The sequence below is a fragment of the Bacillus sp. ISL-75 genome (genome assembly GCF_018613095.1).
In genome coordinates this window covers 66,761-86,200 of record NZ_JAGGQX010000052.1, presented here as the reverse complement: position 1 = coordinate 86,200, position 19,440 = coordinate 66,761, and the positions used below count along the sequence as shown (strand labels likewise).

23 protein-coding genes are annotated in these 19,440 nt (G+C 37.5%); 5 read left to right on the top strand and 18 right to left on the bottom strand.

The window, feature by feature from the left end:
- Positions 1-4: 4 nt before the first annotated feature.
- The 7 genes from J7E63_RS20590 to J7E63_RS20560 all read right to left on the bottom strand — a co-directional run bounded on the left by J7E63_RS20590 (position 5) and on the right by J7E63_RS20560 (position 3,332).
- Entirely contained in the window at positions 5-121 is a 117-nt protein-coding gene (locus J7E63_RS20590; protein WP_098528384.1) for a YjcZ family sporulation protein, read from the bottom strand.
- Positions 122-228: 107 nt separating this feature from the next.
- Positions 229-585 (bottom strand): stage V sporulation protein AE, encoded by a 357-nt coding sequence (gene spoVAE / locus J7E63_RS20585; protein ID WP_168242521.1) that lies wholly within the window; start codon positions 583-585, stop codon positions 229-231.
- Between the two features lie 4 nt (positions 586-589).
- On the bottom strand, positions 590-1,615 hold the full coding sequence (gene spoVAD, locus J7E63_RS20580) for a stage V sporulation protein AD (protein WP_215015681.1): 1,026 nt from the start codon (positions 1,613-1,615) through the stop codon (positions 590-592).
- On the bottom strand, positions 1,616-2,095 hold the full coding sequence (spoVAC, locus tag J7E63_RS20575; RefSeq protein WP_215015673.1) for a stage V sporulation protein AC: 480 nt from the start codon (positions 2,093-2,095) through the stop codon (positions 1,616-1,618). It lies immediately after the preceding gene.
- A gap of 16 nt (positions 2,096-2,111) precedes the next feature.
- Positions 2,112-2,582: a sporulation protein gene (locus J7E63_RS20570; protein WP_215015672.1), complete on the bottom strand. Its 471-nt coding sequence runs from the start codon at positions 2,580-2,582 to the stop codon at positions 2,112-2,114.
- A gap of 149 nt (positions 2,583-2,731) precedes the next feature.
- On the bottom strand, positions 2,732-2,893 hold the full coding sequence (locus J7E63_RS20565; protein WP_215015670.1) for a hypothetical protein: 162 nt from the start codon (positions 2,891-2,893) through the stop codon (positions 2,732-2,734).
- An 82-nt stretch (positions 2,894-2,975) separates the two neighbouring features.
- Positions 2,976-3,332 carry a DUF1360 domain-containing protein gene (locus tag J7E63_RS20560; protein ID WP_215015668.1) on the bottom strand — a complete coding sequence of 119 codons (357 nt, stop codon included), beginning with the start codon at positions 3,330-3,332 and terminating at the stop codon, positions 2,976-2,978.
- A 138-nt stretch (positions 3,333-3,470) separates the two neighbouring features.
- Between J7E63_RS20560 and J7E63_RS20555 the strand changes: the two genes are divergently transcribed.
- Positions 3,471-3,983 carry a CotY/CotZ family spore coat protein gene (locus tag J7E63_RS20555; protein WP_215015666.1) on the top strand — a complete coding sequence of 171 codons (513 nt, stop codon included), beginning with the start codon at positions 3,471-3,473 and terminating at the stop codon, positions 3,981-3,983.
- 43 nt (positions 3,984-4,026) lie between these two features.
- Here J7E63_RS20555 and J7E63_RS20550 read toward each other — a convergent pair whose 3' ends face one another.
- The 3 genes from J7E63_RS20550 to J7E63_RS20540 all read right to left on the bottom strand — a co-directional run bounded on the left by J7E63_RS20550 (position 4,027) and on the right by J7E63_RS20540 (position 7,393).
- On the bottom strand, positions 4,027-4,518 hold the full coding sequence (locus tag J7E63_RS20550; RefSeq protein WP_215015664.1) for a CotO family spore coat protein: 492 nt from the start codon (positions 4,516-4,518) through the stop codon (positions 4,027-4,029).
- Positions 4,519-4,648: 130 nt separating this feature from the next.
- The gene (gene fabI, locus J7E63_RS20545) at positions 4,649-5,419 is read right to left on the bottom strand and encodes an enoyl-ACP reductase FabI (RefSeq protein ID WP_214999601.1); all 771 of its coding nucleotides are present in this window, start codon (positions 5,417-5,419) and stop codon (positions 4,649-4,651) included.
- Between the two features lie 114 nt (positions 5,420-5,533).
- Entirely contained in the window at positions 5,534-7,393 is a 1,860-nt protein-coding gene (locus tag J7E63_RS20540) for a monovalent cation:proton antiporter family protein (protein WP_215015661.1), read from the bottom strand.
- Positions 7,394-7,487: 94 nt separating this feature from the next.
- Between J7E63_RS20540 and prpE the strand changes: the two genes are divergently transcribed.
- Positions 7,488-8,228, top strand: a complete 741-nt coding sequence (gene prpE, locus J7E63_RS20535) for a bis(5'-nucleosyl)-tetraphosphatase PrpE (protein ID WP_215015659.1) — start codon at positions 7,488-7,490, stop codon at positions 8,226-8,228.
- A gap of 49 nt (positions 8,229-8,277) precedes the next feature.
- On the opposite strand, the gene J7E63_RS20530 is transcribed toward prpE, so the two are convergent.
- From J7E63_RS20530 to J7E63_RS20515, 4 genes are read right to left on the bottom strand one after another with little or no spacing between them, the layout of a single operon-like run.
- Positions 8,278-9,183, bottom strand: a complete 906-nt coding sequence (locus J7E63_RS20530) for an RluA family pseudouridine synthase (RefSeq protein ID WP_215015657.1) — start codon at positions 9,181-9,183, stop codon at positions 8,278-8,280.
- Positions 9,184-9,201: 18 nt separating this feature from the next.
- Positions 9,202-9,996 (bottom strand): NAD kinase, encoded by a 795-nt coding sequence (locus tag J7E63_RS20525; RefSeq protein WP_168242509.1) that lies wholly within the window; start codon positions 9,994-9,996, stop codon positions 9,202-9,204.
- A gap of 53 nt (positions 9,997-10,049) precedes the next feature.
- A complete protein-coding gene (gene yjbM / locus J7E63_RS20520) occupies positions 10,050-10,688 on the bottom strand; it encodes a GTP diphosphokinase (RefSeq protein ID WP_214999607.1) in 639 nt (212 codons plus the stop codon).
- Between the two features lie 19 nt (positions 10,689-10,707).
- Positions 10,708-11,073 carry a UPF0738 family protein gene (locus J7E63_RS20515; protein ID WP_215015655.1) on the bottom strand — a complete coding sequence of 122 codons (366 nt, stop codon included), beginning with the start codon at positions 11,071-11,073 and terminating at the stop codon, positions 10,708-10,710.
- A 120-nt stretch (positions 11,074-11,193) separates the two neighbouring features.
- Between J7E63_RS20515 and J7E63_RS20510 the strand changes: the two genes are divergently transcribed.
- The 3 genes from J7E63_RS20510 (at position 11,194) to J7E63_RS20500 (ending at position 13,260) form a co-directional block, all read left to right on the top strand.
- A complete protein-coding gene (locus J7E63_RS20510) occupies positions 11,194-11,784 on the top strand; it encodes a CYTH domain-containing protein (RefSeq protein WP_215015653.1) in 591 nt (196 codons plus the stop codon).
- A gap of 206 nt (positions 11,785-11,990) precedes the next feature.
- Positions 11,991-12,398 carry a globin domain-containing protein gene (locus tag J7E63_RS20505; RefSeq protein WP_098932875.1) on the top strand — a complete coding sequence of 136 codons (408 nt, stop codon included), beginning with the start codon at positions 11,991-11,993 and terminating at the stop codon, positions 12,396-12,398.
- Entirely contained in the window at positions 12,391-13,260 is an 870-nt protein-coding gene (locus J7E63_RS20500; RefSeq protein ID WP_246869707.1) for a ClpXP adapter SpxH family protein, read from the top strand. Before J7E63_RS20505 ends, J7E63_RS20500 begins: the two co-directional genes overlap by 8 nt.
- A 601-nt stretch (positions 13,261-13,861) precedes the next feature.
- On the opposite strand, the gene pepF is transcribed toward J7E63_RS20500, so the two are convergent.
- The 4 genes from pepF to mecA form a co-directional block, all read right to left on the bottom strand.
- Positions 13,862-15,685 carry an oligoendopeptidase F gene (pepF, locus tag J7E63_RS20495; protein ID WP_215015652.1) on the bottom strand — a complete coding sequence of 608 codons (1,824 nt, stop codon included), beginning with the start codon at positions 15,683-15,685 and terminating at the stop codon, positions 13,862-13,864.
- Positions 15,686-15,830: 145 nt separating this feature from the next.
- The gene (locus J7E63_RS20490) at positions 15,831-17,027 is read right to left on the bottom strand and encodes a competence protein CoiA (protein WP_215015646.1); all 1,197 of its coding nucleotides are present in this window, start codon (positions 17,025-17,027) and stop codon (positions 15,831-15,833) included.
- A 105-nt stretch (positions 17,028-17,132) separates the two neighbouring features.
- A complete protein-coding gene (gene cls / locus J7E63_RS20485; protein ID WP_214999991.1) occupies positions 17,133-18,644 on the bottom strand; it encodes a cardiolipin synthase in 1,512 nt (503 codons plus the stop codon).
- A 79-nt stretch (positions 18,645-18,723) separates the two neighbouring features.
- Entirely contained in the window at positions 18,724-19,395 is a 672-nt protein-coding gene (mecA, locus tag J7E63_RS20480) for an adaptor protein MecA (RefSeq protein WP_214999616.1), read from the bottom strand.
- Positions 19,396-19,440: the final 45 nt, after the last annotated feature.

Below are 19,440 nucleotides of genomic sequence, written 5' to 3'. Positions count from 1 at the left end.
TTTATTAATAGAAGCTTGCACCAACAATGATTAAAAGGATGAATAATACGACGATTAACACAAAAGTTGAACCGTACCCGTATCCACCACCGTAGCCGTAGCCGCCATATCCAAAGCACATAGAATGTCACCTCACTTCTGTAATCTCATTAATAACATATGAAATTACTTTATACTGTGTGTAGGCGCGACATCTATTTCAGTAATTTGGTTTTAAAAATGATTCATTTACCCTTTAGGTTTAAAAATGAGTGCACCAATAAAACCGAAAATAATCGCTGCAGAGATACCGGAACTTGTCACTTGGAACATACCGGTCAGTACTCCTATCAGCCCATGTTTCTCTGCATCCTGAAGTGCCCCATGGACTAATGAATTTCCAAAACTGGTAATTGGAATGGTAGCACCTGCCCCTGCAAAGTCAACTAGGGGCTCATACAGTCCAAAACCATCTAATATAGCTCCAATGACAACGAGCAAACTTAGTGTATGACCAGGTGTAAGCTTGGCAACATCAAATAAAAGCTGCCCTAGAACACAGATTAGCCCACCAATAACAAATGCCCAGAAAAACATCGCTAGCATAGGATCACCCCTTATCTCCATTCATTTCAATAGCAACAGCATGTGCAATACATGGTATCGATTCGTTTTGCTGAAAGCTGAGCGGGGATAGCAGAGCCCCCGTCGCAACCATTAAGATTCGTTTATATGTACCTTTTTTCATTTGGTTCAGTAAATGCCCATACAAGGCTGTGGCTGAGCATCCCGCACCGCTTCCCCCCGATTGTACAGGCTGATCATCCTTATACATTAATAAACCACAATCCTGAAATTGTTTTCGTTCTAATTGAAGTCCACTCTTATTGATTAACTCGAAAGCTGTATCATGACCAACTCGGCCGAGATCCCCAGTGACAATCAAGTCATAATACGAGGGTTCTAATTGAAGATCACGGAAATGAGCCATAATTGTATCAGCTGCTGCTGGTGCCATCGCGCCGCCCATATTAAACGGATCGGTTAATCCCATATCGATGACTTTTCCAATCGTTGCCGAAGTTGTTACTGGGTGCATCTTTCCAGATTCATTTGGTTGCACAAGTGCTACTCCAGCACCTGTTACCGTCCATTGTGCAGTCGGGGGCTTTTGACCTCCATACTCTGTTGGGTATCGAAACTGTTTCTCGACAGCTGCATTATGACTTGAAGCACCCGTAAGCACGTATTTTGCCCCCTGGTAATTTACCACAAAAGAGGCTAAGGCCAGCCCTTCCATGGACGTTGAGCAAGCCCCAAAAAGACCAAAGTATGGAATCTGCATTGTCCTTGCCGCAAAACTGGTTGGCGTAATTTGATTAATTAAGTCTCCAGCAAATAAAAATTGAATCTGCTCTTTCTCAACATTCCCTTTTTGTAAAGCTGTTTTAATTGCTTCTTCTAATAGTAAACGGTGGGCTTTTTCATAAGACTCCTTTCCCATCCATAAGTCTTCATATAATAAATCGAAATCATTGGCTAAATTTCCATTGGCTTCAAATGGTCCACCAGTAACCCCGGTAGCAGTGATCATCGGCCGATTTGTAAATATCCAAGATTGGTGCCCTTTTAGCAATTACAAAACCCCCCAAATCACTAACAGCGTTTTAACTAGCGCCACAACAAAAGCTGAGAAAACACCGAAGAGCACTACCGATCCAGCTAGCTTGAACATATTTCCACCTACACCTAAAACAAAGCCTTCCGTTCGATGTTCGATACATGCCGAGATTACGGCATTACCAAAGCCGGTAACGGGCACAGCACTTCCTGCACCAGCAAATTGTCCTAGACGATCGTAAATTCCGATGCCAGTGAGTAACATTGATAAAAAGACCATTGTTGCCACGGTCGGATTTCCTACACTCTGTTCGGTAAAATCAAAAAAGTAAATATAAAAGTAACTGATGGCTTGGCCGACAACACAAATAAGTCCACCAACAAAAAATGCCTTCATACAATTCTTCAAAACAGGCCTTTTAATTTCATGCTTCTGCTGAAGCTGTTGATAGTTGCGCTGCTGAGGCGTCATGTTCTTCTGCTTACTCGTTGCCATCTTCATTCTTCCTTTCTTACTTCATATCTTTCGTCATTTTAACGATGTCGTTAAAGCGCTTTTCAGCCCTTTGATGAGAAAATTTAGAGGAGGTTTTCATTCTCTCATCAAGTCTCACTGCTTCAAGGAAAATTTTGTAGTCACTTGAAATGGTAAAGTTATCATTGGGATATTTTTCTTCAAGCATTTTGTTGATGTTTTTTTCAATTTTTTTCATTCTAAAACGATGCAAATGCTTAACCTTATATACCACTAGTGTATCTTTTTTCCCTTTTATAACGGCCACGTCATATAATTCTGGAAACGCGCTTACATCATGCTCAATTTCTTTTACATGATTTTTACTTATGTTTTTCCCGGTTACGATCGGATTAGGATTCGTTGTTTTCATAAGGGCTATTTGACTATCCTTAACCTGTGGATTTTGACTACAGGAGGAGAGTAATAATAAACAAGCGAATAATACCCAATGACGAATAGCTTTCATTTGATTCCCATCCCTTATTCCGTTTTTTAACTCATCACAATAGGTAGTTTTTTCGATATTGTCTAAAATTATGACTAGTTACGAGTAATTTATCTATATTCCTTCGTAAAACAAAAAAACTGCCAGTCAATCTGGCAGTCCCCTTAAGCCTATCTAGAAGTTTTTTTTCCGCAGCCACAACCTGAACCTTTTTGCTTTATGGATTTTGACGGTTGATACGTGTGAGTTGATTGTGTTGTTTCTATATCTTGTGTCGTTTCTGTACCTTGTGTTGTGTTTGTATATTGGTTTCTCCTTTTTTTCTGACTCATTAATTCTCTCTCCCTTGCTATCAATTCATTCCTACTTGTATTAGAATATGACCAAGATGTAGGTCTTGTCTCAGCAAACACCTTATTTTTCGATAAAATACTGTACAATTGACTCCAATATTGATGCAATGCCAGCAACCGCTAAAATTAATATAATAGGGTAGGAAACGATTGGATATAGAAGTGATATACCGACAACTCCTACAGAAGTCCATATCCCTGTACACCAATAACAGCTAAGAAGTTCACCGAGGAACTTTTTGACCCCTTTTTCCTTTGGTAAATAATAAACCTCGATTTCACCATACTCATCTACTTCTTTGATTTCATTGAAAAAAGGCTCCCTAATAAATTCGGTTATTTTATCAAAAACAAATAATCTTGTTAGCCTAAAAGACGCAAGTGATAGAATAATCAGGTTTAATAAAGTTATTTTCATGTTGTGTTTACTTTCTTCCTTTCATAGGCATTTTTATCGCCTAATTTACTCAAACAAGGCTATTGTCCGTTACCCAAAAGTACTCTGTGAAATATGTTAATAATGTAAGGTATATATCGGATTAAGGAGGAAAAATAAATGGGTTGTGGAAATAATGATCATGATTTTCATAAAGGTAATTGTGTTTGCGAAGTCGTCCGTGCAATTAAAGATATCCAAGATAATGCTGTAGAAGAAGATGAATGTCCTGAATGTTCCAGTTGTTTCAATGAGCCACTAGGTACCTTGGTTTCACCAGCAAGGAGAGATCCAGTTGATACTCGTGTATTTGTTTTAAGTACTGCGGATGGTTCACCATTCCACGCTTTCTTTAGTACCGAAAACAATGCATGTGTATCCATCTACTTCCGTGTCGAAGATGTATTTGATAACTGCTGTGCTACACTTCGTGTATTAGTACCTGGTCGCCGTGAAGGTGGAACTTTCACCCCAGTAAACTTAGTTTCAGGTGGAGATAAGTGTTGTATTAACCTCGATAGGGTTTGTCAGGTTGAACGTTTCCGCGCAAGTAACGATTGCATTACAGTTGACTTAAGATGCTTCTGCGCTGTTCAATGTATTGCGGATGTTAACTTAGGAATTTGCAATTAAAAATATTGCCAGTCGGTATAATCGGCTGGCTTTTTTGTTGTCTCTATTTTTTGATTCCAATCAAGATAACCCCTTTAAGTGCATGGACTGGCACTGTATTTGTTGATTGATCATGAAATCGAATCGTTACTTCGTTTCCATCGTACTCAGTTAAGTATCCCTGATAATTTTTTTCTTCGGTAATAAAAACGCATGGTGGAGGCGGAAGGACTTTTGGATAGTTGATTAAATAATCCAATCGTTCTTTAATATCCATTTCTTTAAAGGGTTTCACCCTGTTAAAGGGAGAATGCTGCCTTTCCTGAATCGATCTTGGTGATTTTGTTGCTGGATTATCTGATCTAGATCCTTCCGTTCCTATTGGCTCTTGAACTATTTCTTTTTTTAAAAGAGAAATTTTCTTTTGGCTTTCTGCCTCTAACGGCTTTTCTTCTTCCTGTCTGCTCGTATAAATGTCCTGCATGTTAGTTGCAGGAGTCCTTGCAAACGGCTGGTGTATATAGAGTAATGGTCCTTTACTTTTCTTTTCCGACATGCTCTGTACCTCCATTTACGTAATCCTACACATTATATTTATGCTAGAGGCCCATACGCGTTCATAGGAAAATAAGAAATTTACTGCAAGCAAAAAGGCCCGCATCAAATGCGAGCCTTCATCATCATCCTTATAGAATATGATATCCGGAATCAACATGAATGTTTTCGCCGGTAATTCCTCGTGAAAGATCACTGAAAAGGAACAAAGCAGTGTCTCCAACTTCTTCTGGAGTGGTAGCTCTACGTAATGGAGCTCTTTCTTCAATTTCTTTTAAGATTGAATTAAAATCACTTATTCCTTTTGCGGATAATGTTCGAATTGGACCTGCAGAAATCGAGTTTACACGTATGTTATCTTTTCCAAGGTCTGCGGATAAGTAACGAACACTAGCATCTAGAGAAGCTTTGGCTACACCCATAACATTATAGTTCTGGATTGCACGTTCTCCACCTAAGTACGTCAACGTGACAATGCTTCCACCTTCAACCATCAATCCACGTGCTTCTTTCGCTACGGCTGTTAAGGAATATGAGCTGATATTATGAGCGAGCATGAAGCCCTCTCTAGTTGTGTTCATATACTCACCGCTTAGTTCTTCTTTATTAGCAAATGCGATGCAGTGTGCTACCCCATGAATTGCCCCAACTGAATCTTTGATTTCAGCAAAGCACTTCGCAACGTCTTCATCGCGTGTAACATCACACGGTAAAACAAGTGTCCCTTCAGCCTCTAACGAATTAGCAAGTTCTCGAACACTGCTTTCTAATCTTTCACCTGCATAGGTAAAAATTAATCTTGCTCCTGCATTGTGCAATGAGCGGGCAATTCCCCATGCAATACTGCGTTTATTGGCAACACCCATTACTACATAAGTTTTTCCAGATAAAGAAAGATTCATATTGAAAAAGTCCTCCTACTATTACATGAGTTATTAGTACTTGGTACTAATTTTACACTAATTTACGACAAATGAAAAGTTCAACACATCAAACAACATTTTTTCAAAAATACTTTAACAGGTTTCGCAGAATTCTAACTCTCTTTTCAGTTCATCCACATATTCCTTCGATCCGGTAACAATCAAGCGGTCATTCATTTGCAGCTCTGTATCTCCATGTGGGACGATGGAGTCCTTGCCACGGAAAATTCGGACAAATATGATATCTCCTGTAAAAGGAAATCTCCGTAAAGACATCCCATCAAATTGCCTTTTCAGCATAACAATTTCATAAAGTCCCGTCTCCTGATTTGTTAATATATTTAACAAGGTTGGTGATTCAATTAATGCCCGGAGCAATACTTTGGTTGACATAAACGCAGAAAACACTTCTATATTATGCTCCCGTAAGCTTTCCTCTAAATCAGGACTTTCTATTCGGGCAATAACCCTAGAAACTCCTTTTTCTTTCGAAGCTACAGAAAGTGTAGCATTTACTCTTTCATCACCTGTTGAAATCACTACAACTTCTGATTGAAAGACGTTTGTTTTCTCCAACGTTTCAAGGGAATAATCGGGAATTTCAACTATGTCAAAAAGAGAATTAGCAATTTGCTTTTCTGATTTCTCCATTTGTGTATGATACAAGATTGGATCATACAAGCCTGACTTTAATTCTCTTGAGACAGGCAATGTGGTCTGATTGGCACCTAAGAATGCCACGCTTACCCTTTTATTAGCGACCACTTCTTTAGGGAATAACTTTTTAAAAACAATCGGTGTAAAAATAGACGTAATTACAGCAACCAATATTAATGTGCCACTCATCTGCGGGGTAATGATTTCTAACCTCTCTCCTATTGTCGCCGCTGCAATGACTAGGGAAAGTGTTGAAGTGAGTAAAAAACCCGATGCAATGACTGTTTTCAACTCATACCAAATTTTCAAAATATACACGGGGATAAGTTTTGATAAAAGCAGCCCCATTAATAGCAGCGGTATCAATAATAAGAGTTTTTTTTCATTAAAAAGGGACCAAATATCAAGATTTACCCCCACCATTACAAAAAAGATGGGAATCAAAAATCCATACCCGAATGAGTCTAGCTTATGTACAAGCTCTTGGTTCGGTGATAACAACGAAACTAGGACACCTGCTAGAAACGCTCCTAAGATGTTTTCTGCACCCACTGTTTCAGAAAGGCCTACTAACACGATGATCAGTGTAAACACGGCCCTCGTCCCTATTTGAACGGTCCCCGTTGAAAGTGTTTCTATAAAGGTTCGATTTTTAAATCTTTTGCCCAGTAAATAAAGAACGATACCTGCGGCAAACAAAATAAGTAACAGCCACGTATTTCCATGTCCTGATTCATAGAGCGATACAAAAACAGCAAGCAATATCATCGTCACTAAATCAGCTATGACCGCAACCAATAAGATAATTTGTCCGATGACGGTTTTCATAAGATGCGCCTCTTTCAAGGTAGGCACAACAACACCCAATGATATGGTCGAAATGATCAGCGTCATTAAAAAGGCATTTTCAATAAAACCTGCCATCACAAACAAAAAAGATAAACCAAGGGAGAAAATAAAGATACCTGCAAAGATTAGCCCCGCGACTACAAATGAATTGGGCTCTTTTTTTCCATTTGGAAGCTTTTTACGCAATTTCCTCCCAGCAAAGGCCGTGAAGTCTATCTCAAGTCCGCTTAAAAACATGAGAAAAATAAACCCTAAGGTCGATAGGGTTGAGAGCCACATATCTTCGTGAACCACATCAAAACCGCTTTTACCGATTACCAATCCCATAATAATTTCCGCGACGACCACAGGGATATAATTCAATTTAAACCGATGTAAAAGAATCGGTGTTAAAAATGCCATCGTAACAACAATTAATAAAGAAATAACTGAAACCTGCTGCTCCATTCGTGTAACTCCTCTCAAAAAAGTTTTAGATTTGAATTCTTTTTATAAAAACTAACTCTTAGACAAAAAATATCGATATAAGGGAGTTGAATTTATGAAAATTGATATAATCGGTGATATTCATGGATGTTTAACGGAATTAAAAGAACTTACCATTACACTTGGTTATAATTGGGAAAACGGTATCCCGAGACATCCCAATAATAGAGTGCTAGGATTTCTCGGTGATTTAACAGATCGGGGACCTGCTTCACTAAACGTAATTGAAATTGTATGGCAGTTAGTCATTAAAGAAAAAACAGGCTATTACACACCAGGGAATCATTGTAATAAGTTATACCGTTTCTTCCTTGGCAACAAAGTTCAGATTGCCCACGGCTTAGAAACAACAGTTGCCGAATATGAATCATTATATAAAAAAGAGCAGCAATCCATTCGAAAAAAATTCACCGAACTTTATGAAAGGGCTCCATTATATTTAGTATTAGACAACAAAAAGCTTATTATTGCCCATGCAGGGATTAAGCAGGAATTTATCGGACAATCCCATGCTAAGGTCAAAGAATTTGTCCTTTACGGCGATATAACAGGTAAAAAACACCCTGACGGGTCACCGATAAGAAGAGATTGGGCCAAAGAGTATCACGGTGAAGCATGTATCGTTTACGGACATACTCCTGTGAATGAGCCAAGAATCATCAATAATACCTATAATATTGATACTGGGGCAGTCTTCGGAGGAAACCTAACCGCCTTAAGATATCCTGAAATGGAATTGGTTTCTATTAAATCTACTATGCCATATGTAGAGGAAAAATTTAAGCAATTTGATTGAAATTGAAAAAGCGGGATCGCACGCACGTTCAAATTAAAAAGGCTGCCTCCTATAAAAGCGAGTCAGCCTCTAAAATTTCACCCATATCCCTCGGTAATGGTGCAGTAAAAATCAATTCCTCTCCTGAAAATGGATGAATAAATTTTATTCCTTTACAATGAAGAGCCTGCCTAGCAATTAATGATCGGTCTCCCCCATACAAATCGTCACCAAGCAAAGGATGGTTTAAATAAGACATATGGACTCTAATTTGATGGGTTCGTCCGGTTTCAAGTGTGAGCTCCAAATAGGTAAATGCAATATGTTTCTCGATCACTTGATAATGAGTGCAGGCATATTGACCATCCGCACGAACTTCCCGCTCAATAATGCTGTCGTCATTGCGGCCAATGGGCGCTGTAATCGTGCCACTATCTAGTGAAATCCTGCCTCCAGCAAAAGCTTCATATGTCCTTTTCACCTGCCCGCCCCGTTGCATCAAACTGAACAAGTGATGGACATGGCGATGCTTAGCAATTAGAACAATCCCTGAAGTATCCCTGTCAAGCCGAGTTACAATGTGCGTTGTTGCCTTTAGCCCACTGCGCTGATAATAGCCTACAAGAGCATTTGCCAAGCTGTGTACGGGGTGTTCTCGAGACGGAATCGTATTCATTCCTGCGGGTTTATTAACAACCAACAAATACTTATCTTCATATAGAATCGTTAACGGGATTTCTTCGCCCTTTAGTCCCTCGCTAGGACTCTCCATGGGAAAAATAACCATTACTTCATCCCCAAATGCCAACCTGTATCGAACATTTACTTCTTCTCCATTTACTTGGATACTACCGCCCTTGAACTTAATATCCGTTAAGGCCGTTCGAGAAATCTCTTCCTTTTTTAAAAATTCTCTTAAAAGTTTTCCACTATCGCTTTCACTAATTTTCCACTTCATTTGAAACGGGGAAGTCATTATAATGGCCCCTTCTCGTCAATCTGAAATAAAGGAATCATGAACTCTTTTCCAAAAAGGAAACGGCCGGAAACGGGCAAAGCGAATTTTTTCTTCTGGCACCCTAAATTGGATTGATTTTACATCCTTATGAAGCAAGGTCAGATGGTCGATGGTCACTTGAAAATCAGACCGATTTACCGGTTTAAGCATACATGTATGGTGTGCAGGGAGAATAAGCGGCGAGCCTATTGTTCTAAAGACTTTGTTATTTATCGATGCCATCTCAGCCACTTGGAGTGCAGAAATCGACGGATGGATAATCGCCCCTCCAAGTGCCTTATTATAGGCGGTACTACCCGAAGGTGTTGAAACGCATAAGCCGTCCCCACGGAACCGCTCGAAATGCTGTCCGCGGATTTCCACATCCATGACGAGTGTCCCCTCGACACTTTTAACAGTTGACTCATTTAAGGCAAGATACCTTGATTCCTTCCCTGCATGTGAGTAACGGATAATCACTTCTAACAATGGGTATTCCACGACTTGATAGGGTGTTTTAGCAATCGCAATCACTAGCTTTTCAATTTCATCTGGGATCCAATCTGCATAAAAGCCGAGATGGCCTGTGTGAATTCCTACAAAGGCTGTTTTATCCAAACGGCTGCTATAGCGATGAAAGGCATAAAGGAGTGTCCCGTCACCACCAATGGAAACAACTATATCTGGTTGGTCCTCATCGTACACAAGATCAAAATCAAGTAAATAGGTCCTCATTTTGTGCATTAAAATATTTGATTTTTGATCTCCTTTTGATGTTATCGCAAATTTCATAGTATTTTTGCTCCTTGTGACTTGAATGGCTTTTCAAAAGACGGTTATGACAATTAATCCTTTTCTTCTTGTTTTAATTCTTTCTTTCTTGTAAAAAAGGCCTGAGCATCCTGAATTTCACCACGAATCAATGACATTTCCTCATCTAACCGAAATGCCGCTTCAGCTGCTCTTTTCAAACGCATTTGAATATCACTTGGAAAAACACCTTTATACTTATAGCTTAGCGTATGTTCTATGGTCGCCCAAAAATTCATTGCCAAAGTTCGTATTTGAATTTCCGCTAAGATTTTCTTTTCCCCATGTATCGTTTGAACGGGGTAGCTAATGACAACATGATAGGACCGGTACCCGCTTGTCTTTTTATGGGATATATAATCTCTATCCTCTACGATTTCAAAATCATTCCGGTTTCGTAATAAATCGACAACTGTATGAATGTCATCGACAAACTGACACATAATACGCATACCTGCAATATCTTGCATTTCCTCTTCCAATCTTTCTAGTGGTATTCCTTTCTGATTCGCTTTGTCAAGAATACTTGCGATTGGTTTGACTCTTCCCGTCACAAATTCAATCGGTGAATGAGTAGCATCGAGTTCAAATTGACCTCTCATCCCCTTTAATTTTACTTTTAATTCTGCAACGGCCTGTTTATATGGAGCTAAAAATTGGTCCCAATGCTTCATGATTTCACCTCAAAACAAATTAAGTTAAGAAAATACCCTCTACTTTTGTAACCAATTCTTTTCCATAATTACTATTACCTTTAATATTTGTTAAGAGATAATCAAATTCATCATGAAAATTTATTAGTTCTTTTTGCTCATCATTAAAGGTAGCCCAGACAGGTAACTTGTTTTCCTGTGCATTTTTTAAAAGCGGCCAGATTTGTTCATGTAAAACGATATATGTATAATCATTTTTATCTTCCATTAAGTAAATGAAAGAGTATTGGGCAGAATCTACAAGAATCTGTTCCCCAGGAACCAATTCAAGAATTGGCTCATTTGTTTCTAACATTAGTTTATCTTCTTTTATGTATGCCTTTAGGATTGCAATATTTTTCTTCATCTCTATACCTCCATTGTTCACCTACCTATTTTAGCATAATTCATCCATTTCTCCCAAGGATTGATGTTTAAGTTGGAAGTGAGATAATAAAGAAAACACTCAGTTGAAAGGAAGTACGGTATGACGCAAAATATTGAAATCGAATTTAAAAATATGCTAACAAGATTAGAATATGAAGGCCTTCTTAAGTATTTCAAGATAGACAAAAGCCAAATATTCTCACAAGAAAACCACTACTTTGATACACCTGAATTTGCTTTAAAAGGTAAAGACTCTGCACTAAGAATTCGTAAAAAGGGCGGGGCCTACGAAATGACCTTAAAACAGCCGGCATCTGTAGGGCTGCTAGAGACGAATCAGATAATAGGGGAAGAGGAAGCCTCTACCGCCATTCACCATGGGAGACTTCCAACAGGGATCATTCAGCGTCTCATCGAGGACTACCAAATTTCTTTTTCATCTATTAAATATTTTGGATCATTAATTACGGAGAGAGTAGAATTCAACTACAAACAAGGCTTACTGGTATTGGACCATAGTATTTATCTAAGTGAAGAGGATTATGAATTAGAATATGAGGTTGAAAACTATCAGGTTGGAGAAAAAATTTTTCTTGAATTTCTTAAACAATTTAAGATTCCTACACGAAAAACAGAAAATAAAATCCGCCGTTTCTATAGCAAAAAATACGAACTAACAAACCGTGATTAAATTCTTTAAATTAGCTAAAGGGAAGTTTCAATTTGGATTTTTTTCCAACATACTACTGCCTCTTTCTTCTATTAAGAATTGCTCACTTGGTACACATTAATAATGTGTTCAGAGTGACAAATTCACATTTTCAAAGCAATTAATTTGAGATATGAAATAGGCATTGTTAAAATAAATCTACATAATACTTTAAAGGAGTTGTCAACATGATTGAGAGAAAGCTTTCACCATTTGAATCCATTGGTGAAGATACATTACACCATCTTGTGGACACTTTTTATGGACTTGTTGCACAACATCCTGATCTTGCTCCAATATTCCCAAATCAATTTACAGAAATTGCTCGTAAACAAAAGCAATTCTTAACTCAATATTTAGGCGGCCCTGCATTGTATACAGAAGAACATGGCCATCCAATGATGCGTGCTCGCCATTTGCCATTTCCAGTTACTCCAACACGTGCGAAAGCATGGTTATCTTGCATGACTCAAGCAATGGACAAAATTGGCTTAAATGGTCCAATAAGGGACGAATTTTATTCAAGACTTCATCTTACTGCCCAACACATGATTAACACGCCTGATGGCGAGGTTTTAGGTGAAGATAGTGAATAGTTCAAGATCTTCTGGCTCCAAGCAGCAATGTGGCGGAAATGAGAAAAAACCAATTGAGATTTATATGTTTATTGACCCATTATGTCCGGAATGTTGGGCATTAGAGCCCATTTTAAAGAAGCTTCAAATCGAATATGGCCGTTATTTTTCAATTAAGCATATTTTGAGTGGTCGATTAGCCGATTTAAATTTGAGTAAGAAAAAGAATTTTGAGAATCTCGCTCAAGTTTGGGAAAAGACTGCTAGCAGGTCAGGAATGTCATGTGATGGAAGCCTATGGTTAGAGAATCCCGTCGATTCTCCTTTTACAGTTTCCATAGCTCTAAAAGCAGCTGAATTGCAAGGGAGACGTGCTGGTCTTCGTTTCCTGCGAAGAATACAAGAGGGCTTGTTTTTAGAGAAACTAAATGTTTCTAATCTTGAAGTGTTAAAGGATTGCGCTAAGAGCTTAGGTTTAGATGTGGAGGAATTCATGTATGATATCCATTCCGAAAGTGCTGCGAAAGCCTTCCAATGTGATTTGAAGATCACATCTGAAATGGATGTACAAGAAATTCCTACGTTAGTATTTTTCAATGAAAATGTTGAGGATGAAGGAATTAAGATAACTGGTTCTTATCCATATGAGGTATATGTCCAAATTTTAGAGGAAATGCTCTCTGAAAAACCAGTGCAATCTCCCCCGCCTCCGTTAGAAACATTTATGAAATTTTTTAAATTTGTTGCCTCAAAGGAAATTGCCGTTGTTTATAATATGTCTATTTCGCAAATTGAGCGGGAGATGAAGAAACTACTATTAAAGCAAGTGGTTGAACAAATCCCCGCTAAATATGGAACCTTTTGGAGATATATCGAAGAATAGAAAATGTCGTTTGCAAACGGCATTTTTTTATTTTAAGGCTATGTTAAAGGGGTATTGTTGGTTTTATAGCTAGTTGATTGGAGTTGAAATCAACAGCCTAGTTTAACAGATCCTATGAAAAAAACGAAAATGCCTTGCAGCTTTTATACTGCAAGGCATTTTTCTATTATACGAACAAAGGGGATGGGAGAAATTTTTCACGGTTCAAACAAAGGGGTATATGTTTGTTGTGATCAACTTCACGTATATAATATAGCATGGGGTTAAAGATACTGACAATAAGTTTGTGCTTTATTTCACATAATTGTCAAATATCATAATTTCATGGAATGGACAATAGACATAATAGTACGAAGAATGAAAACTACTTTTTAAAAGGGTGGCCATGTTCGATGAGAAAATTCCCTTTCATTATTATGGTACTGTTTATTTTGATTGCTTTTTTCCTCCAAGTACTCGCATTATTAAAGATCTTCCCTCTATTGCTTAGTACACCAATATTGTTTGTATCCATTTTTATTTTCATTTTTTACCTTAATGACAGAAAACGATTTAGAGGATTTTAAAAGGGATGGATGCCAATAGGCACCATCCCCTTTATTTATGCTTTTGATAACAATTGTTCTAATTCATTCAATTTCTCTTCAAATACCTTACAAGCATTTTTGATTGGCTCTGCACTTGTCATATCTACACCAGCTTTTTTCAGCACTTCGATTGGATAATCTGAACTTCCCGAACTTAGAAAGTCAATGTATCTTTTGACTGCTGGCTCGCCCTCTTCTAAAATTTGCTTGCTTAATGCAGTGGCTGCACTAAAACCAGTTGCATACTGGTAAACATAATAATTGTAATAAAAATGAGGAATTCTCGCCCATTCTAATCCGATTTCCTCATCAATCACAATATCCTCATCACCGAAATATTTTTTATTCAATTCGTAATAGCTTTCCGTTAATGAATCCGCTGTTAATGCCTCGTTATTTTGTGCCTTTTGATGGATGATGTGTTCAAATTCCGCAAACATGGTTTGACGGAACACGGTGCCTCTAAAGCCTTCTAAATAATGATTGAGTAAGTATATTCGTTTTTGTTCATCATCAATTGTTTTTAATAAGTAGTCATTTAGGAGTGCTTCATTGCAGGTTGAAGCCACTTCAGCAACGAAAATAGAATAGTTACCGTAAGGATATGGTTGTGATTTCCGTGTATAGTAACTGTGAACAGAATGGCCAAATTCATGGGCAAGTGTAAATAAATTATTTACATTATCCTGCCAGTTCATCAGAATATACGGATGTGTACCGTATGCTCCTGAAGAATAAGCCCCACTCCGCTTTCCTTTATTTTCATGCACATCAACCCAGCGATTTTCAAAGCCCTCTGTTAATATTTTCGAATATTCCTCGCCTAATGGGGCTAACCCTTTAATGACTAAATCCTTAGCCTCATCGTATTTAATTTCCATTTTTACATCCTTCACAAGTGGAGTAAATAAATCGTACATATGAAGCTCATCAAGCCCAAGCACTTTTTTACGAAGCTTCACATAGCGATGTAATAAATGAAGATGATCGGTAACAGTATTTACAAGGTTATCATAAACACTCTCTGGTATATTATTAGCGGAAAGGGCTGAATGTCTAGCTGAATCATATTTTCTTACACGTGCATTAAAATTATCCTTCTTCACATTTCCACTTAATGTACTTGAAAATGTATTCTTAAATTCACCATACGTTTTATAAACGGCTTTAAACGCATCGTGTCTTACTCTAGGATCTGAGCTTTCTAAAAAGCGAATATAACGGCCATGAGTAATTTCTACTTCTTCGCCATTTTCATCCTTGATAGATGGAAATTGAAGGTCCGCATTGTTTAACATTCCAAACGTATTGCTAGAAGCATCCATCACTTCACTCGCTTCAGCTAGCAATGCTTCCTGCTCCGCTGTTAGGACATGTGGTCTTTGCAAATTAATTTCAGCTAGAGCATGCTCATATAATTTTAGTTCTGGTTTCTCATTTAAGAAGCTAGTTACTTTGCTCTCGTCTAGAGAGAGAACTTCTGGAACAATATAAGCCAACTGGCTGGCTGCTTGTGAATACAGATTTTTCATTCTGTCATCCAAGCCCTGGTAAAAAGAGTTCGTCGTGTCTTGGTCATAGCGCATATGTGAATATGTATAAAGCTTTCCAATTCGTTCTAACAGCTTGTCTTGGAACTGAAGTGCTTGATACAGTGTCTCTGCACTTTCCCCTAATTTTCCTTCGAATTCTTTAATCCCTGGGATTTGAGCTTTTACCTCTTGAAACTCCTTTTCCCATTCCTGGTCACTCGAAAAAATATCTTCTAATTTCCATGTATCTTGTTCAGGGATTTCGCTTCGTGCTGGCAGCGATTTTACTGCAGTTTCATTTGCCATCCTTCATCCTCCATTCTATATTCGCCCTACTTAAAGAAATGATCATTACATTATATTCTCCTTATCTTTTCAAACTCCTTTTCACAATTGGCAGCTAGGAAACTATTTACACTTTTATATAGTATGCCCTTATACATATTTTCATTTATTTATTTAAAAGGATTCGCTGATATTTTTGAAAAAATATCAGCTTCGCTTCCTCTCTTTCTCGATTGGACTTTGGAATCGATATCTTCCGTTTCAATTGGTAACTAGTATCTCCTTTTCTTGATATCATACCCAATTGCTCTAACAGTAAAAGGTAATCGAAAATGGCTAATATCGGATTCACTTTTTCAAGCTGTGATAAATTTCTTACAATGATTTCTTTTTTCTTAATTCTCTTATTTAAATGGCATTTAATTTCATATAGGGATATTAAATCATCGGGGCTTTTGTCGGCGATTATATCTATAAAAAAATACGTTTGCCAAATGATCGGTGGTGTTTGGAGAAGTAGTGCGTGATGGACGGGAAGACCAATTTCTGGCGGTAATAAGAAAAGATTAAGGTTTTTGTTATATATTTCATGAAAAAAAGATTTATGCTGATTCCCTGGATGAAGAGCCCAATTTAGATTAAATTTTTCATTTTCACTATTCCAGCTTGATAGATTAAACTCATTGCCCATTTTGGGTTCCAATAAATCACTTAAGTCTATTTTTTTTATAGGATAAGAGGAATGATTAGCGAATGCATTTTTTGTGGAATAGGGAGTGATTGATTCAACCAAATGAAATTGTTGTTTTTCGGGGCAATATGATGGAATATAGAACTTTCCAGAAGTAGTGGTCCGTAAAAATAAGTACTGAAAGTTTGACAATGCAACGATATTCCTCTTTTTAATGATTATTTTGTTGCTAGAAAGAATCCAAAGTGGAATGTACCCATTCTGAAGATATGAATTCGTCCGCTTAATAAAAATGCTCTCTGGAATGGTTGAGCATTGATACTCTAGCGCGTATTTCTTTCCATTATAATTGAACATGATATCAGGTCGCTGTTGAATATCCCTATCATAGTACTCTAAATCGGAAGGAATCTTTTGTCTTATCAGCCACTGATAGAGTTGACGTTTTCCCTCCATGTGGTAATTCGATTCGCTTTCATAAAAATCACGGCAAGCTCCCCCCTGCTTATGGGCAAAATGAAAAATCCGCTGATCTCCTAATTTTAGCAAAACACTTTCCCCACAAATAGGGCAAAAAAATTCTTCTTTGCTGCGAAGGGCCAAAAGAGTGTCTTTTTTGTAATCAAGCCCTAGACAGATTTTTTCACCAATTTTTGTTTGTGCTGTTAACAATTATTTCTCGCCTCCTTCATCTATCATAATTCGCTATAATTATCATTAATTCCTTTTAATAGCAAAAAAAACTCGCCAATTCGACGAGTTTTTTATCATGGCTTCTTAGAGTAAGGGCGATAGTAACCGAGCTGTTGATTCAAGTACTCTTAAACCCAGATGTCTTTCATGAAAAATTGTTTTATCCAGCTGTTTAGAATATTCAAGGTCATTAATATATTCATCAACTAGCTTCTGAGTACTTTTAGTACGGAATAAGAATGCATTTACCTCAAAATTCAAATGGAAGCTCCTCATATCCATATTGGATGTTCCAATCGAGGCTAGTTCATGATCAACGATAACAATCTTACTGTGCATAAAGCCCCGTTGGTATTCATATACCTTAACGCCTGCTTCTAAAAGCTCTGGGAAATAAGATCTTGATGCATGAAAGACGATCCGTTTATCAGGTTTATTGGGTACTAGGAGGCGTACGTCTATACCACTGAGTGCTGCAACTTTTATTGCTGAAAAGATATCTTCATCTGGAATAAAATACGGTGAAGCAATCCAAACTGATTTTTCCGCACTTGCAATCATTGAGAAAAAGATATTTTTGATAACACTCCATTCGTTATCAGGCCCTCCAGCGATGAGTTGAACACCACCGTGACTTTCATTATCATTTTGGGGTGATAAGTATTCGGCTGTTAGGAAACTGTGATTAGTCATGTAATACCAGTCTTGTAAAAAAATTAGCTGAAGTGTTCGAACAGCTTCCCCACGAAGCATTAAATGCGTATCACGCCAAAAACCAATGTTCTTATCTCTTCCTAAATATTCATCTCCAATATTGAGACCGCCAACAAATCCAATCGTCCCATCTATTATGATCATTTTACGATGATTACGGAAATTAAATTTATTATTTAAAAAAGGCAGTTTTACAGGCCCGAAAATCACCATTTCGATCCCTGCATTTCTTAGGTCGTTTATATAAGACTTGGACAACTGCCAAGAACCCACTGCGTCATATAAGAAACGAATCTTTACACCTTGATGGGCCTTTTCAATAAGAATATTTTTAATTTCTTGACCAATATGGTCGTGACGAACAATATAATATTCAAGATGGATATGATGCCTAGCTTTTTTTAGTTGTTCTAAGATATGGTGAAATGTTTCTTCTCCATTTGTTAAGATTTTTGTGGAGGTATCAAAGGAAATTGGACTATTCCCCAGTTTTTGAGCCAAATTGAATAATTTACCTTGGTGTTCCCCCATTAAGCTTAGCTTTTCATCACTTCTTGGATCATCCTCACCTTCAACTGTCAAAAACGCTTGCTTATCTAAGAAATACTTCTTCCTAAACATCTTTTCTTTCCGATAATTTCGGCCAAAAAGGAGGTAAAAAATAAAACCAACCAAAGGAAAGCTACCTAGAACTACTAGCCAAGTGATCGTTTGAGTTGGGTGGCGGTTCTCAAGGAAAATAACAAAGCCAATAAAAATAACTGACAGTGTAACCAAAACACTTAGGACTCCAAAGATCCCACTTGCTAATCGATCCTTAAAGAAAAACAATAGTACAGATAATACCGCCAAAAATATAATAACCCTTACTGTGTTTTTCAGTGCCCTCACCTACCCGAGTTTTTTCAGGAAACAGTTAATGTTAAAAATACCGATTTCAATATTGAAATCGGTACATTAATTAGCGAAAATGTTTTCGTAATTCAGTAAAAACATTTCCAGAAATTATTTCTTTACCATATTCTTGAATACGATGAATGGTAAGTTGTGTTTCAAAACCGTACTCAAGCAAAATACTTAATATATCGTCAATTTCATCTTCTTCAAATAAGTCTTCAGGAAATTCAATATATAAATAGTATTTTCCTTCAAAATGATACAGCATTGTCACTAAATCATCCAATCCTGAACGATTAGATAAGCTAATAACATCCTCAAAGTCTTTAAAGCCAATGAGGAATTCTAACGTTTCTTCCTCAAGAATTATATCTTCCTCATCTGAATGATTGCGATTAAAATGATGATCCAAAAGATCTTCAATCTTATCATCAGCAGGAAAATCTTTTATTTTTTCATTAGGAATGGGGAGTTCAAACTTTTCTCCATCTTTTGACAACTGTGCTTTGGTAACCAGAACCTCTAAGCCTTTATCAAGTGCTTGGACTTGAATCCAAAGAGGACCTTCAATAACAAATTCTTCCTCATCATGGACTTCATCCATCATTTCCCAAAAGAGTTCTTCACTACGTTCGCGATTGTACCAAATCTCTTCACGGTCAAAGCCTCTTTCCTCTATATCACCATATGAAATGTAAAATTTCACTGTATTTTCATTAATGCGTTCAATCTCCATTAAAAACCTCTCCCTTCCGTTTTCCAGATTGAAGGGACTAAATAC